16 protein-coding genes are annotated in these 15,166 nt (G+C 61.3%); 12 read left to right on the top strand and 4 right to left on the bottom strand.

Features of this window, described 5'->3' with window-relative positions; all coding sequences use genetic code 11:
- The first annotated feature begins 184 nt into the window (after positions 1 to 184).
- Both AWB74_RS12165 and AWB74_RS12160 read left to right on the top strand, forming a co-directional pair.
- Positions 185 to 1,396, top strand: coding sequence for an AAA family ATPase (locus AWB74_RS12165; RefSeq protein ID WP_061147017.1), 1,212 nt, complete (start codon positions 185 to 187; stop codon positions 1,394 to 1,396).
- Positions 1,393 to 2,367, top strand: a complete 975-nt coding sequence (locus AWB74_RS12160; RefSeq protein WP_061147016.1) for a ParB/RepB/Spo0J family partition protein — start codon at positions 1,393 to 1,395, stop codon at positions 2,365 to 2,367. Before AWB74_RS12165 ends, AWB74_RS12160 begins: the two co-directional genes overlap by 4 nt.
- 1,687 nt (positions 2,368 to 4,054) lie before the next feature.
- On the opposite strand, the gene AWB74_RS12155 is transcribed toward AWB74_RS12160, so the two are convergent.
- Both AWB74_RS12155 and AWB74_RS12150 read right to left on the bottom strand, forming a co-directional pair.
- Complete coding sequence (locus tag AWB74_RS12155) at positions 4,055 to 4,528, bottom strand: hypothetical protein (RefSeq protein ID WP_061147015.1); 474 nt, start codon at positions 4,526 to 4,528, stop codon at positions 4,055 to 4,057.
- 28 nt (positions 4,529 to 4,556) lie between these two features.
- A complete protein-coding gene (locus AWB74_RS12150; protein ID WP_061147014.1) occupies positions 4,557 to 5,024 on the bottom strand; it encodes a zinc-finger-containing protein in 468 nt (155 codons plus the stop codon).
- A gap of 377 nt (positions 5,025 to 5,401) precedes the next feature.
- On the opposite strand from AWB74_RS12150, the gene AWB74_RS12145 reads away from it, so the two are divergent.
- The 5 genes from AWB74_RS12145 (at position 5,402) to AWB74_RS12125 (ending at position 8,933) form a co-directional block, all read left to right on the top strand.
- Positions 5,402 to 5,644 carry a hypothetical protein gene (locus tag AWB74_RS12145; RefSeq protein WP_235024551.1) on the top strand — a complete coding sequence of 81 codons (243 nt, stop codon included), beginning with the start codon at positions 5,402 to 5,404 and terminating at the stop codon, positions 5,642 to 5,644.
- Between the two features lie 401 nt (positions 5,645 to 6,045).
- Positions 6,046 to 6,456: a hypothetical protein gene (locus tag AWB74_RS12140; protein WP_061147012.1), complete on the top strand. Its 411-nt coding sequence runs from the start codon at positions 6,046 to 6,048 to the stop codon at positions 6,454 to 6,456.
- Positions 6,453 to 6,821 (top strand): c-type cytochrome, encoded by a 369-nt coding sequence (locus tag AWB74_RS12135; RefSeq protein WP_235024550.1) that lies wholly within the window; start codon positions 6,453 to 6,455, stop codon positions 6,819 to 6,821. The genes AWB74_RS12140 and AWB74_RS12135 overlap by 4 nt, the downstream gene beginning before the upstream one ends.
- Positions 6,822 to 6,859: 38 nt before the next feature.
- Positions 6,860 to 7,906, top strand: coding sequence for a catalase (locus AWB74_RS12130; RefSeq protein WP_061147010.1), 1,047 nt, complete (start codon positions 6,860 to 6,862; stop codon positions 7,904 to 7,906).
- Between the two features lie 106 nt (positions 7,907 to 8,012).
- Positions 8,013 to 8,933, top strand: a complete 921-nt coding sequence (locus tag AWB74_RS12125; RefSeq protein WP_061147125.1) for an AEC family transporter — start codon at positions 8,013 to 8,015, stop codon at positions 8,931 to 8,933.
- Between the two features lie 6 nt (positions 8,934 to 8,939).
- On the opposite strand, the gene AWB74_RS12120 is transcribed toward AWB74_RS12125, so the two are convergent.
- Both AWB74_RS12120 and AWB74_RS12115 read right to left on the bottom strand, forming a co-directional pair.
- Positions 8,940 to 9,905, bottom strand: a complete 966-nt coding sequence (locus AWB74_RS12120) for a LysR family transcriptional regulator (protein WP_061147009.1) — start codon at positions 9,903 to 9,905, stop codon at positions 8,940 to 8,942.
- Between the two features lie 8 nt (positions 9,906 to 9,913).
- The gene (locus AWB74_RS12115; protein ID WP_061147008.1) at positions 9,914 to 10,768 is read right to left on the bottom strand and encodes a helix-turn-helix transcriptional regulator; all 855 of its coding nucleotides are present in this window, start codon (positions 10,766 to 10,768) and stop codon (positions 9,914 to 9,916) included.
- Positions 10,769 to 11,086: 318 nt separating this feature from the next.
- Here AWB74_RS12115 and AWB74_RS12110 point away from each other — a divergent pair, with 318 nt between their 5' ends.
- The 5 genes from AWB74_RS12110 (at position 11,087) to AWB74_RS12090 (ending at position 15,161) form a co-directional block, all read left to right on the top strand.
- Complete coding sequence (locus tag AWB74_RS12110) at positions 11,087 to 11,941, top strand: transporter (protein ID WP_235024549.1); 855 nt, start codon at positions 11,087 to 11,089, stop codon at positions 11,939 to 11,941.
- Between the two features lie 25 nt (positions 11,942 to 11,966).
- The gene (locus AWB74_RS12105; RefSeq protein WP_061147124.1) at positions 11,967 to 13,688 is read left to right on the top strand and encodes an FAD-dependent oxidoreductase; all 1,722 of its coding nucleotides are present in this window, start codon (positions 11,967 to 11,969) and stop codon (positions 13,686 to 13,688) included.
- Positions 13,685 to 14,062: a c-type cytochrome gene (locus AWB74_RS12100; protein WP_061147006.1), complete on the top strand. Its 378-nt coding sequence runs from the start codon at positions 13,685 to 13,687 to the stop codon at positions 14,060 to 14,062. The genes AWB74_RS12105 and AWB74_RS12100 overlap by 4 nt, the downstream gene beginning before the upstream one ends.
- A gap of 23 nt (positions 14,063 to 14,085) precedes the next feature.
- A complete protein-coding gene (locus tag AWB74_RS12095) occupies positions 14,086 to 14,532 on the top strand; it encodes a nuclear transport factor 2 family protein (RefSeq protein WP_061147005.1) in 447 nt (148 codons plus the stop codon).
- 137 nt (positions 14,533 to 14,669) lie between these two features.
- On the top strand, positions 14,670 to 15,161 hold the full coding sequence (locus AWB74_RS12090) for a cupin domain-containing protein (RefSeq protein WP_061147004.1): 492 nt from the start codon (positions 14,670 to 14,672) through the stop codon (positions 15,159 to 15,161).
- The last annotated feature ends 5 nt before the right edge of the window (positions 15,162 to 15,166 follow it).

Below are 15,166 nucleotides of genomic sequence, written 5' to 3'. Positions count from 1 at the left end.
AAACGCGCGGTTTCGGCATCGGAAAATGCAGAAGTGCATTTTCCGATGCGCCTAAAACCCCTTGAAAATCAACGAAATGCCAGTCGATATACGTCCGAACGGTTAAATCTCGGCGCAATGCAACCTTGTTTACGCGTATTCGTGTATTCTGCGCTTCGGCGTCAATACATGGAGAAAGCGCAGAATGGCAAACGTAGGCACCCTACCGATGGAAGATCGCAAGGTTACGCTTCGCGAAGTCGCGGAATTTGCGGATAACCTTGAACCGTTTTCTGACAACCTTCGGGAACAGATTCTTGCGCCTCGCCCGCGAAAGCTCGCGCCCTTCTACACGATCGGCGAACTGGCCGAGATGTGCAACCTGACGCGGCAGCAGATTCAATATCTCGTCACCAAGGGTGAAGGTGGTTTGCCGACGGGCACGCTCAACGGTAGCGGCCGCAGCCGGACGTTTACTTTGCCTGAGGTTCGGATGTGGGTGAAGATGGCATCCGATATCTTTCAAACGCGTCTTGACGACGGCGACAGCACTTTTCGCGGCAAGGTGTTGACGACGGCGCAACTCAAGGGCGGATCGGCCAAGACCACGACGACCGTTTGCCTCGCACAAGCACTCACGCTTCTCGGCCGCAAGGTGTTGCTGATCGATCTCGATCCGCAGGCTTCGGCGTCGGAGTTGTGCGGACTGTATGCCGAGAAGGAAATCTCCGGCGACGACACCGTGCTGCCTTATATCTATGATCAGAACGTGGAAGGCGGCTTGGGCGCGAACGTGCAGTCGACGTATTGGGATGGTCTCGACATTATCCCAGGTCACACATTCCTATATGGCGCAGAGTTTCTTTTGCCCGCTCGCCAGAAGACGATTCAGGGCTACCGATTCTGGGCCGTGCTTCGCGAAGGACTCGAGCCGCTGCGATCGCAGTACGACTACATATTGATCGATACGTCGCCGTCGCTGTCCTATATGAACCTGAACGCGCTCCTTGCCGCCGACGCGCTGGTGATGCCGATGATTCCGGAGAATCTCGACTTCATCAGTTCATTGGCGTTCTGGCGGCTGTTCTCCGATGTGGCGGAAGACTTCCTCCCGTATGAAGAGGATAAGGTCTACGACTTCATCTCGATTTTGTTGTCGAAGGTGGATTACGGCAAGACGTCGTCGGCGCCGGTCGTTCGTCAGTGGGCGCAAAGCGCGTATGGTCGATGGCTCGATCCGTTCGAGATCCCCGCAAGTTCGGTGATGAGCGGCGGCGCGCTTTCCTTCTCGACCGCGCTGGACGTCGTCAGCACGCATTCGACGGCGAAGTCGCTGCAGCGGGTGCGGCAGCCCATGATGCAATATGCCAAATGGCTGGATGATATGTTCGTCAAATCCTGGAAGGAGTCGGCATGAGTAATATCAGAGAACAGCTCATGGCCAAGACGGCCAACCTTCCAAAGCCCGCGGATTTCAAAGGGGAGAGCAAGAAGGAGAAATCGAACCGCGGTCCGCAGACGATGCCGGGCATAACGAGTGCGTTGGCTGCGGCGCAGCTTCGGATTCAGGAACTCGAGGCAAGGGGCGTCGATACAGATATTGCTGTGGACGCTATTGTGCCGAATCCGTGGCAGCCGCGTCGCCAGTTTAGTGAAAGCAAGCTGGCAGAACTGGCTCGTTCTATCGGCGAAGTGGGTTTACTTCAGGCGGTGACGGTACGCCGTGTTGGCGAGTCATATCAACTTGTCGCGGGTGAACGGCGATGGCGTGCTCACAAGCTTATCAATAAGCCGACGGTCCGTGGCGTGGTGATCGAGTGCACGGATCAGGATATGGCGGCCTTGGCGTTGATGGAGAACGTCACGCGAGATGATCTTTCAGACTACGAGATCGCAATTGCAATTCGCCGCGCGGAAGCGGAGTTTCCCAACAGAACTCGGCTTGCGGAAGCGATGGGAATTAGCCGTAGCGATCTCTATCGATTTCTTGCGTACGACGCGCTGCCGGATTTTGTGAAGCGGGATCTGGATTTGAATCCGTCGGTGCTGGGGGCGTCGTCGGCGCAGGATATCGCCAATGCGCTCAAAAAGACGGGTGAGCAGGGTCTCAAGGCGTTGCAAGAGTTGTGGCCACACGTGCTCTCTGGCGACTTGGTGCAGACAAAAGTGGCGGCAAGTCTTAGCGCGCAGGCCAGTCGCGGTGAGTCCGCGACGGACGCCGGGGGGCGAAGCATACTCAAGATTTTTGCGGGCAAGGTGCAGGCCGGAAGTATCACGAAGGACGTCAAGGGACTGACATTCAAGTTTAAGGCCGGCGTGATGACGGAAGAGCAGGAAAATCAACTCAGAGAACACATAGGAAAGATGTTCTCTATTCAGTCTGAGTGATTTCCCAACCCCGCTTCGGCGGGTTTTTTTATGCCTGGAGTTTTTGATAGGGCGCTTTGCCCGCAGCGGTCGCGGAGGAGAGTGTCCGAATTCGGACAAAGGGTACTCGACTCACGACGTAGTCTGGCCGGAGCAATGAACTGTCCGGACTCGGGCACAAATCGTCGGTTGCGATGAACAAAACGCCGCGTCCCGACCACCACTCGACGGCTCGTTTCCCTAGCTTGGACGTTGCAGTACCGGCACTTTGAACAACCCGCGGCAATGACGCAACTATATGTTGGTATGTTCTCGTTCCCCGACTTAGGTTGGAAGCTATCAACCGTGAGTGTCAGAATTCGGACAGTAGAACAAGCTTCGGGTGTCGCTGGCTAAGCGGCGAGCTGTCCGAATTCGGACACCGACCGCGCGGCGACAAACAAGCCTCGACACTCCCATTGGGAAGACGGTGGTCGATGTTCACTGTAACGAGAGACAGCGACCGGCGTCATTGTTAACTCTCCGCGATGCATCTTGTGGTATTTGCTCTGCCAACACCTTTGCCAGGTCGGTCGTGATCAAAGAAGAGTGTCCGAATTCGGACAGTCGGACTGCGACAGGAGCACTTCGCTGGCTGAGAACATGACTGTGCAGATTCGACACCGCGATTCGCCGTGGCGTTCGTGCTCCGATTATTATTCCTCGGGAGCGTATCCACGCGGAGTGTGCGAGCGCGGTTCAACGGACGAAGATGAGTGAGTTCGATTGAGCCTGCCCCGCTGCTTCCCGGCACGGCGTACGCACATCAAGTTAGGACGTCGCGTGAGTCAGCGCCAGGGAATGACTTCGCGTTGTGGAATTGGCGCAGGAGCGAAGCTGTACCGTTGGCTACTGTCCGAATTCGGACGGCGACAGAACCGTCAGCCGCCTCACACACTCCGATCGATTATCTTCATTCCGCCAGAAACGGTCTGACGAACGTCGGGACAGGGCCGGCTTGCGTAGGACTTAGACCTCGTCCAGTCTACAAAACCGACACGCGGAGAAGCGCAAGTGCGGGAACAACGCCGTGAAGATCCGAGAGCAATGTCGCGCGTCTCGCACGAGTTGCTCGTGAGCCCGCGCCATCTCAAACGGGATATTTTTTGAAAGCTAGAACAGATCCTAACGGACTCAGTTGCGTGCGGTTCAACCCGCTCGATCGACGAGGGAATCCGATCAAGTTCAATGTTCGAGCCAATGCGCGGTTGAACGCCGGCCTCGTTGCCCGCAACAAGTCTGCGATGTAGGCCTAAGTCCTAAAGATAATGAACCGTCCCTCGCACGGAGCGCGTGCCTGGAATGGCAAAAGATCTGCTGTCTAACGCGTACGTTCTGCCCAACGCTTGCGTGACATCGGAATCCGTTTCGAGCTACCTTCTGAACCTAGGCCGGCGCGTGAAACAATCTAATATCGATTGATAACGAATAATATCGTTATAAATCAAACGGTTAGCGTTAAATTCTAAACTTGTTTCACGGAAACATCCCTTGCAGCAAGCTGCGATCGCACTCAGTACGCGACCGCTCGCAAGCGCGACCGCCAAATCGACCGATCAACTGGGAACGCGTATCGATCGATACAGTTTTCGTGTCGAACGTAAGCGGTCCGCTCGACGACGGCCGCCCCACAACTTACCGGTCGCTCCGCGCACAAAAAGCGACTCCGTCAAACTGGCGCCGACTTCCGAGCATGCAGCGGCTGATAAGGCTCGCCTGCCTTGAATCGCTCGAGCCGCTCACTCGCGGCCGACAGTGCGCCGAGCGAAGCGCGTCGCAACTGGTGATCGTAGAGCGAGACGATCGCTGCCAAGCGATCGAAGTCATCAGCGGCCAGCGTCCACGAACCCGAAGCGCGGCCGGCGTCGAACACGGCGGCCATCGTCTGATCCGCGCGCAGCAGTTCGTCGTGCGAGAAGTCGCCGTGGCCCGCCTCGGCGAGGAACTTGGCAAGATACATCGCTTCGGTGATGTGCTGCGCGGGCGCGATATCCGGCGAGCCGGAGCGCAACGCCGTCAGCGACATGTGCGCTGCGAGCGCGAGCTCGTCAGCCACCGCGCGCGGGATGGGAAGCAGTTGCGCTTTGGTGAGCCGCGCGCGCGTCGCCTGGGGCGAGCGCCGAAAAGGAAGAGTGCGTGACATGCGAGGATCGATGGTTGACCTTTTCAGGTTAACGTTCATCGATCGCCGAATCTGAAGGGTGCTGACCGCGTTCCTGCGCGAAATGTTCGACGACCGCGATCGCGCGCTCGCACTGGTCGGCGTCGAGCGTATGGATGCTGCACTTGTCCGCGTCGACGCCGATTTGCTGCGCCAGCCACTTCATCCCCTTGGAACGCGCCTCGAAAACATTGCAGCCGTCGCGCCGCACCTTCGCCTGCACGAGCGGCTCCAGTGCCGCGTGCAGCTTCACTTTCAGATCGCGCAACCGGGCATCGGCGAGCCGGCCTAACGGAACGTTGCGCGTGCTGCGCGGAAAAATGCCGATCCACGCCTGACAGTCCGCGCACATCCAGAGCGGGCCGTGGTCGTCGCGATACGGATAGGCTTCGTCGCCGGCGCGCGCCAGGGTTGCGGGCGCGCCGCAGTAGTCGCAGTTCGGATGGGGTAGAGATTTGACAGGTCGGCCAACACGCATTGCCAGAAACTCCCGGGCGGGAAATCCAATATACCAAAACCGCCGTCCGCTTCGGAAACACGCTTTAGCGCAAGCTTCGGACTCCGTGGAAATCGCAGCCCGCTTAAGCAAGATCGTTCGCAAAAACGCCGGCACGTGCGCAGACGTTGGTTCGCGCCGATCGGGAATTTACTTTTCCGATCCACGGTATACGGTGGGAGTGAGTACTACAAGCTACGCGCGTTCGGAGCCTACAGGCGCCTTTCGCGACGGCCCGCTCACGCCGCGCGTGATCAATCAAACGAGAAGCCTGCACGGCGCGTTTTTCGCACCGGCGATCAGGCCGTGCACGACAGGGTCCATTTTTTTCCCCGGTTCTTCGATAGGAGGTGATGGCCATGAGAACGACTCTTGTACTGGCAACAACCGCCGCAGCTGTATTCGCGATGAGCGCGGTAGCGCAGGAGGCGCCGGCACCGAGCGGCGCCGCGCAGCAAAGCGCAGTCTCCACCACGACCGATTCCAGCTATGGCGGAACGATGTCGACGACCAAGGCCAGCGGCGCTGCGCGCGATGCCTGGACCAGCACGTCCCAGCTTTGCACGCCGGGACTGAGCTGCAATATATATAGCGGTCAATGAAGCGACTTGCGGCAAGCGTCGGTCCGAAGGCGGCGGGGACGCCTTCGAGCGCCGGTCTCACGCTCCTTCCTGCTCCTTCCCTCTTCGCGCAGTCCCCCAATGGTGGGGTGATCTCCCCCCGGATGCGTGGTTTTTTCCGTCGACCGTTCGGCCGATAGTAAGGCACATCACAACACGGCCTCTTGCGGGCCACGCGTGGCGGTATCTCCACACGACAGATCCTCATCCGCGGCGACAGGCCAAAACGCGCGTTTCGCGCCACGCACCTGATTCGGTAGCGACACCATATCGCCAGCGCCCGCGGATCTCTTGCCTCACATTCGTCGGGGCGACGTTCGTCTTCTAATGTACGAGCCCATCTGGATAGCCGCGTCCACGCGGCCAGCAAGGAGGTATCCGAAATGAGATCCCATCAAACCAGACGCGCGGCCGGTGTTGCGATCGCCGTTCTGACGTTCGGCGCGCTCTGCGAGACCAGCGTCGCCGCAAACAGCGGGGACAACGCCGACGCACGCCCGATCGCCGTCGATGTCGACAGCGGTCCGATCACGCTCACCGTGCAAACGCCTTCGGGCGGAACATCGCGACTGACTTATGCCGATGACGACGGCTGGCGTCTCGACGATCGCGACACACGCCTCAAATCGACGGAAGCGCGCATCACGCCCGCTTCGACGGAGCCGCTAAAAGAGGCGTCGGGCAGCGAGCGGCCGATGACCGTTTTCATCGACGGCCCCACGGGCTACACCTACGTATGGATGCGCGATCAGGGATGGAAGTTCGTCGGCCGTCTTTCCGATCACAAGCATTGATCACGCTGCTCACGACGGCCGCGTGCGTGTTCGGCATCTCGCTCATCGCGCAAGCTCAAGCACAAGAGCAAGCGCCAGCGCAAACGCCCGAAGCCGACGCCTGGCGCGCGGTGCGCGCTGCGGACTGCGCGCGCTGCCACGGCAAGGATCACGAAGGCCTCGCCGCGCCGTCGATCGTCGGCTTTGCGCGCACACAGAGCCGCGAGCGTTTCATCGCCGCGGTCCTCGACGGCAATCCGCCGATGAGCATGCCCGCATACCGCGGCAACCCGCTGATCGAGAGCCGCATCGACGCGATCTACCGCTACTTCGCCGGGCGCGCCGACGGCAGCATCGCCCCCGGCGCGATTCCAGGCCGCCAATGACGATCCGAACAGAATTCAACCGCACACGGAGGTTTTCGATGAATTCAACCCAGTTACGCAGCGATGGAACCGGCTGGTCCGACAAGCTCGATGACGCCACCACGCTCGCGATGCTCGTCACGGCCATCGGCGAGCAGCAGCAAAAGCTCGCGAGGAGCAGCCACACGAATCTGAACGGCAAGGTGGATCGCGCGCAGCATCAGAAACAGGTGCTCGGCGCATTCGGGACACTTCGGATTGCAGACGATATTCCCGATGCCGCGCGCTCCGGTCTGTTCGCGAAGGCGCCCGCTGTGTACCGCGTCGCGTGCCGCATCTCGAACGGTCAGCCGTGCCCGCGGGCCGATACGTCATCCGACGTGCGCGGCATCGCGATCAAGCTGTTCACAGAAGACGGTGCCGAGACCGATCTGCTCATGACCAACGAAGGCGGCCGCTCGCACGCGCGCAATTCGGTTCAGTTCATGGCGGTCGCGGATATCATCGTCGCGCTGCTCGCCGAAGGGCCGGTCAGCGGCATCGCGCAGAGCCTGCGCGAAATGATGATGGCGAAGCTCGGCCCCGTCGAAGCCGCGCGCATTCTGGCGGTGCTGTTCAAAGAAACGACGGCGCATCGCGTCGAGAGCGTCACGACCGAGCACTACTGGGGATCGGTCGTGCAGGTCGGCCAGGCGGCGATCAAATACTCGCTGCATCCGCATCCATCGACGCCCGCCGGGACGAAAGCCGCCAGCCACGGCGACGACTATCTGCGCGACGACATGCTCAGCCGCTTGCAGCAGGCCCCGGTGAAATGGCAACTCGGCGTGCAATTTTTCGTCGATGAAACCACGACGCCGGTCAACGATGCCTCCGTCGCGTGGAAGTCCGAGATCGTGCCTGTCGGCGAGCTCGAACTCGATGCACAGCCGTCGGCCGACGACGAAGCGCGCATCAACCAGCTCGCGTTCAATCCGGCGAACGGCTTCGCGCCGCTCGGCATCACACATGCGCGCAAGGCCGTGTATGCCGCGAGCGCCTCTAATCGCAAAGACCGGGGCGTGCTGTCGAGCGACGAAGCGCGCGCCATGCTGAGCGCTCGCTGAACGGCGGACAATCGCGCGGCTGCGCAGAATTGCGCGTCGCGCGAGCCTTTTCTCCGATAATGACATGCGCCCCGAGCAGGGCGTCTCATCGATATCGGAGCCCAACATGCATCTCGCCGGCATGATCCTTCCGATCTTCGCCATCATCCTGACCGGATGGCTGGCGCGCGTCTCGGGCTACATGCCGCATGCGCTAGCGCCGTCGCTGATGCGCTTCGCGTATTACGTCGCGATGCCCGCGCTGGTTTTTCTGACCATCGCCGATGAATCGCTCCGCTCGTTGCTCGAGTGGCGCTTTCTCGCCGCGTTCGGCGGCGGCTCGATGATCTGCTTCGCGCTGATGCTGCTCGGCATGCGCTTCGTGCGCGGGGCAACGCTCGGCCCGAGTGCGATGCTCGCCGCCGCCGTCTCGATGACCAACACCGGTTTCGTTGCGCTGCCGATCCTGAAGACGCTGTACGGCAAGCCCGGCGTGCTCGCGGCGGCGGTCGCGACGGTGTTCGTCGGCGCAATCATGTTTCCGGTGCTCGTCGTGCTGCTCGAAATCAGCCGCTACGATGCGTCGCGCAAGATCAGCGTGGCGGCCCTGCTTCGCCAGATCGTGACGAACCCCGTGATTCTTGCGACGATTTGCGGCCTGCTGTGGTCGGTCATCGGATTGACGCTGCCGCCGCCGGTCGCGTCCTTTCTTGCGATACTCGGCGAAGCGCTCACGCCGTGCGCGCTTTTCGCGATCGGCCTCGATCTCACACTGAGCGAATTGCGCGGACGCGTGCCGCAATACGCGCTGCTGACCGCGCTCAAGCTCGCGGTCGTGCCGCTCGTCGTGTATGCGCTGTGCCTCGCGGCAGGACTCGGTCACACCGCGACCATCGCAGCGGTCGTGTGCGCGGCGGTGCCCACGGCGAAGAGCGCCTACGTGCTCGCCGTCGAATACGACGTGGAAAAAAACGTGGTCGGCGCGGTCATCTCGATGACGACGCTCCTGTCCATCGTCACGCTGCTCGCGTGGCTTTATCTGCTGTAGCGCTGCTCACACATCGCCGAGTTCTTCGTCGACGTTGCGCTCTTCGTCGTCGGGCGGCGAGATGCCGAGCGCCTTGTCCCATTGCGGCTCGCTCAGATAGCGCTCGCGCAGAAAGTCGACGAAGGCTTTCACCTTGGTCGTCGAACGATGCGATGTCGGATAGACGGCGCTCAGCCACAACGGCGGCGCAGCGTAGTCGGGCAGCACGCGCACGAGACGGCGTTCGAGCAGATCGCTCGCGGCGACCATCGTCGGCAGATAGACGACGCCCGCGCCCGCGCGCGCGAATTCGAGCAGCAGATGCACGCTGTTCGTCTTCAACACGGCGTTGAGCGCGATCTCGTAAGTTTCGTTGCCCTTCATGAGCGGCCAGTTGTCGCCCCACGGATAGTGCGCGTAGCGCGCGAAATCGTGACGCAGCAAATCGAGCGGCGTCTCGATGGCCGGCTCTTCCTTCAGATACGCGGGCGTCGCGCACAACACACCGCGCACCGGAAAGAGTTTGCGTTCGACGAGCAGATTCGAAGCGGGCGGATAAATCTGCAGCGCGAGATCGAAGCCTTCCTGCACGGGATCGATGACGCGATCGTTCACCGTCACGACGAACTCGATGCGCGGATGCGCCTCGCGAAACGCGATCAGCGCCTGCGAGAAATGCCCGAGCGCGAAGCCCGGCAGCACGTGCACGTTGAGCGTGCCGCAGAGCGATTGCGTCTCCGCGCTCACGCGCCCCGACAGTTCATGCACCTTCGACACGAGCAGCAGGCAATCGCGATAGTACGATTCGCCGACTTCCGACAGACGCACCGCGCGCGTCGAGCGATGAAACAGCGCGACGCCGAAATGTTCCTCCAGTTGCTTCACGCGCGACGTGACCACCGATTTCGCCACGCCGAGCTGCCGCGCCGCGCTCGCGAAGCTTTGCGCTTCGGCTGCGCGGACGAAGGCCTCCATCGACATGAAGAGGTCCATGCTTTCTCCTATGCCGCACTTTTCCTGTAGCGCAGCGGCGTCGTGCCGAGCCGCTCCGAAAACAGCGCGGTCATGTGCTGCTGCGACGAGAATCCGCACGCAACGGCGACATCGACGAGCGGCGCACTGCCCGCGCGCAGCATGCGCGCCGCGGCATCGATGCGCTTTTCGAGCACGTAGCGATAGAGCGAATGACCGGTGCGCGCCTTCACGCCATCGAAGACGACGCGCACGGGCAGATCGAGCTCGGCGGCGATATCGGCGCAAGCGAGATTCTGATCGATGTTATCGGCGACATACGCTTCGAGCATCGCGAAACCGGCGTCGGTCAGCGCGGACTTGCGCTCGCGCGCGGCGCGTTCGAGATGCCGCGTCGTTTCGATCCACGCGAGCGTCGCGACACACTGCATTTCCCACGGATCAACGGGGCGCGTTTCAGCGTGCGCATTCTGTCGCGCATAGCGCACGAGATGCCGGATCGAATCGGCGCCGAGATTGCTGCGGCTGCCCGCGCGGCGCAGTGGCTCCGCGCTGCGATCGGCGATGCGGTTCACGAACGCATCGGCATAACGGAACGCGATGAAACCATGCCGCACCTCGTGCGCATCGATGCGCATGCTTTCGCCGCGCGGATGAAACGCGGCCGTCTCGGCGCGAAACGTGAAGGGCGCGGCGGGGCCGTCGTCGTAACGCGTATCGGAGACGATCGTGCCGAGCAGAAGGCAGATCATGTCCGACGAATTGCTCAGTTCCAGCGAATACGGGCGCGGGCCCGAGATGCAGTATTCGAGTCCGGGCGCGCCCGTGACCGCTCTGAAGCGATCGATGCGGGCCGCCGCCGAATGGGCGCTATGGACGCTCATGGTCCTGTCTCCGGTGTCTTCGCGGCTTGGCCGATGGGCGCCGCTGTTCACGCGAGTATAGATGCGCCCGCGGGCCCGATGGGTCGCGATTCGCGAACGTCGCGTGCGCCGTTCATGCACGGTGTAAACCCGCATGCGGTCGTCGTGCGTTCGCCGGAATCTGTAATCCACAAAACCTGAAAGACCGGCGCGCCGCGTCTTCGTAACGTTCGCACATTACACGAACGACCGGAGACGACGATGCACACGCGGTACAGGAAACCAAGGACACGAATACGCCTGGCATGCGCGCTCGCGATGCTCGGCGCGGCCAGCTCGATGACGGCTCACGCCGCGGGCATTCCGTTCGCGACGGACCGCCCGCAAACCTGGCAGTTCAGTTCGGATTTCGAAGGCACCTACGATTCGTTCGGCCAGAACCTCGAATGGAATCACGACAACCGTGCCTTCGATTCGCACGGCAATCAGATCGCGGGTCCGGGCACGAACACGTTCGTCGGATTATCGACGTTCATTCACTACTGGAAGCTCCCGTCGCTGCCGCATGTCGGCTTCAACGCGAGCATCACCTTGCCCGAGATCCGCACGCAGGGATCGCAGTTTTCTGCGAGCGGCATCGGCGATCCGCTTATCGGCGGGCTCGTCTGGTACAACCCCGCGCCCGCGACGACGCTCGGCCTGCAAGCCTATGTGCAGGTACCGATCGGACAGAACGACGTATCGACGAATACGTGGTCGTTCTGGCCGTCCGTCTTCTACGACGACTGGTATGGGCACGTGAACGTCGATCTGCTTCTAGGCGGCATTCTTCGCGGACGCACGCTGCGTTCGGGTCACGACGATCTGAGCCCGGGCAACTCGTTCCACCTCAACCTGCGCGTCGGCTACAGCATTTCGCCGCCTGACAACCCTTTCGCGATTCCGTTCGTCGGACTCGATTTCCAGACGAGCGGCGGCACGTTCAACCAGACCGCGGCGATGCCCGTTGCGAACAGCGCGAGCCGCGAGATGACTGCAGGTGTCGGCGTGTTGTTCCAGTTCAAGCCGAACAGCCTGCCGTTTCTGCACCAGAAGATGTACGACCAGCTTTCCATCCAGTACCAGCACTCGGTTTCGGGGCGCAACACGACGCTCACCAACGGAATTCTCGTGCAGGCATGGCACTACTGGTAAGCATATCGAAACAATGGAGACGAACATGAACGAGACGATTCAACCCGCCGCATCGCGGCGCAACTTCATCAAGGCCGCGGGCGCAGGAACCGCAGCGGCCGCGTTCGGCGCGGTGTCGTTGACGGCGCGCGCCGCGAGCGACATCAAATTCGATGCCGAATACGACGTCGTCGTGTGCGGCGGCGGTGGCGGCGGCTTGCCCGCAGCGCTTTTTTCGCGCTGGCTGGGAAACCGCGTCGTGATTCTGGAGAAGGCGGGCAGCGTCGGCGGCACGGCGGCGAAGGCCGCGTTCTGGTACTGGGTGCCGAACAACGAGCCGATGCGCCGCGCGGGCATCGCCGATCCGAAGGCCGATTACATGCGCTATGTCGCGCGCCTTTCGCGGCCCGAGCAATACGATGCGACGCAACCGAAACTCGGCCTTTCGGACTGGGAATACGAGATGTGCGAGGCGATTTACGACAGCGCATCGCCGGCGGCGGAACTGCTCGCGAACAAGGGCGCGCTGCCGTATCGGCATGAAGCGGCGGTGCCGGACTACTGGGCCGAATTGCCGGAGGACAAGGCGCCGCGCGGCCGCGTGCTGTTTCCGAAGAACGGCCTGCCCAGCATGTCCGATGGCGGGCGCGTCGCGATCCGCACGATGAGCGCGGCGGCACGGCGCGATGGCATCGACATCAGGACGGGTTATCGCGTGCAGAAAGTGCTCGTCGACGAATCCGGCGCGGTGATCGGCGTCGAATCGCTGACGGAAGAGGGCACGCTCTACCGCGTGCGCTCGAAAAAAGCGGTGATCTTCGCGACAGGCGGTTTCACGCACGATCCCGAACTGCGCAAGAACTTCCTGCACGGCGCGGTGTACGGCGGCTGTGCGGCGCCGACCAACGAAGGCGATTTCGTGCGCATTTCCAGCGCGCTCGACGTGCAGTTGCGCAACATGAACTACTCGTGGATGGCGCCGATCTCGCTCGATAAAGCCATCGCGAAAGACGGCTCGCTGTCCGGCATCTTCACGCCGACGGGCGATTCCATGCTCTACGTGAACAAGTACGGCAAGCGCGTGGTGAACGAAAAGCTCGCGTACAACGAAGTCTGCGCGACATTCTCCGAGTGGGACGGCGCGAAGGGCGAGTATCCGAATCTCACGCTCATTTCGATCTGGGATCAGCAGGCGCAAGACCATTGCGGCAGCGACGATTACGGAAGTCTCATCGTGCCGAAAGGATCGAACGACCGGCACGTTGTGCGCGGCAACACGCTGGCCGAACTTGCCAGCGCGATCAGGGAACGCATGGCGAAGTATCAGAGCGCGCTCGGCGGCGCCACGTTGAGCGACGACTTCAACCGCAATCTCGACGCAACCATCAAGCGCTTCAACGGCTTCGCGAAGACAGGCGTCGATCAGGACTTTCATCGCGGCGAGCGCATCGTCGAGAAGCTGTTCAATGGGCCTGTCAGCAAGAAGACCGATCAGAAGAACGAGACGATGTATCCACTCGCCGCGAAAGGACCGTTTTACGCGGCGCTGATCGTCGCGGGCAATCTCGACACGAAGGGCGGACCGAAGACAAATTCGCACGGACAAGTGCTCGACACGCGCGGCGCACCGATCAAGGGTTTGTACGGCGTTGGCAATTGCGTGGCGTCGGCATCGGCGCGGGCTTACTGGGCGGGCGGCGGCACGCTCGGGCCGATCATCGCGTTTGCTTATCGCGCAGCGCAATCCGCCAATGGAGGCCAATCATGATTCGGATGACTAATGTTATCGCATTGCTCGTGCTCGTCAGCGCCACGGCTCATGCACAGGACGACACCGCAGTGCTCGGCAAGAAGCTCACGACGAACAACTGTGCCGTGTGCCACACCTTCAACAAGGGCGAGCCGAACGGACAAGGGCCGAACCTCTTCGGGATCATCGGCCGGCCGCTGGCGGCGGAACCGGGCTTCAAGTATTCGACGGGCATGAAGGCCGCCGCTGCGGGCAAGGTCTGGGACGAAAAGCTGCTCGATGCGTGGCTCACCGATACGCAATCCGTCGCGCCCGGCAACGCGATGACGTATTTCGAAGGCGACGAAGCGCGGCGGCAAAAGATCATCGCTTATCTGCGCACGCTGCATTGAACCGAACGACAGGAGACGAAAACATGAATCCCATCACCATGACCGACGAACAACGCAAGACCATCGCGCTGGAATATCTGCGCAGGCTCGATCGCGGCGAATCGTTTTTCGATTTATTCGATGACAACGCCGAGGTCTATTTCCCGAAGTGGGGCATCGCGACGGGCCGCGCCGTGTTCGAAAAGCTATTCGCGGATCTCGGCACGATCGTCGCGAAGTTCAAGCACGATCTCGCGTATCTGAACGTGATCCAGCAGGGCGATACGGTGGTCGTCGAAGGCACGAGTTACGGCACGACAAAAAGCGGCGTCGATTGGCGCGCGGGCGTCACGCACGCGGGCCGCTGGACCGATGTCTTCGAGATTCGCGACTTCAAGATTCAGCGCTGCTTCATCTATCTCGATCCGGATTACGAGGGCGCAGACACGCGGCGCTATCCGTGGCTCGCGGACAAACAAGCGGAAAAGTAAGTACTTTCCCTAGGGCTGCGATCGAAGACGCATCGTTCGGCAAACGCGAACCTCGATTCATTGCCTCACGGCGCGCGCAGCCCTAATCTTGATTCCAACGCGACACCGAGAATCTGAACGCAGACACGGAGACAGACATGCAACAGACTCAACTTGGCAGCCTCGAAAGTTATCGCAAGGGCTCGATCGAAATCATCAAGGGCCAGGCCTCGCATTACGTGATGTCCAACGTATTCGAAGTCGCAAGCCATTCCGCGCCGTATGAAAAAGTGGTCGTCGGCAAGAACCTCAAGTACGTGATCGAAACGCTGCGCGCCGAAGGCGTGTCGCCGTGGTTCACTGCATCGCACGATGAATTCGCGGTCGCGCTCGACGGCGAAATCGACGTGCATTTCATCAAGCCATCCGATGGAGCGCTCGTCAACGAAGAGATTGAAGGCACGGTGAAGCTCGAAGGCGAACCTTCGGGTCAGAAGATGGGCTTCGTGCGCCTGCGCCGCGGTCATCAGGCGCTGTTGCCCGCGGGCGCGGCATATCGCTTCGAAGCGAGAAAGACCGGCGTGCTGCTCGTGCAGACGATTCTCGGCGCGGCATCGGTCGAGAAGTGGGCCGATATCTGCATCCAGTAACGTCA

The sequence above is a fragment of the Caballeronia arvi genome (genome assembly GCF_001544695.2).
Taxonomy (GTDB): domain Bacteria; phylum Pseudomonadota; class Gammaproteobacteria; order Burkholderiales; family Burkholderiaceae; genus Caballeronia; species Caballeronia arvi.
The sequence above is the reverse complement of the archived record's forward strand: the minus strand, read 5'-3'. Positions and strand labels throughout refer to the sequence as shown.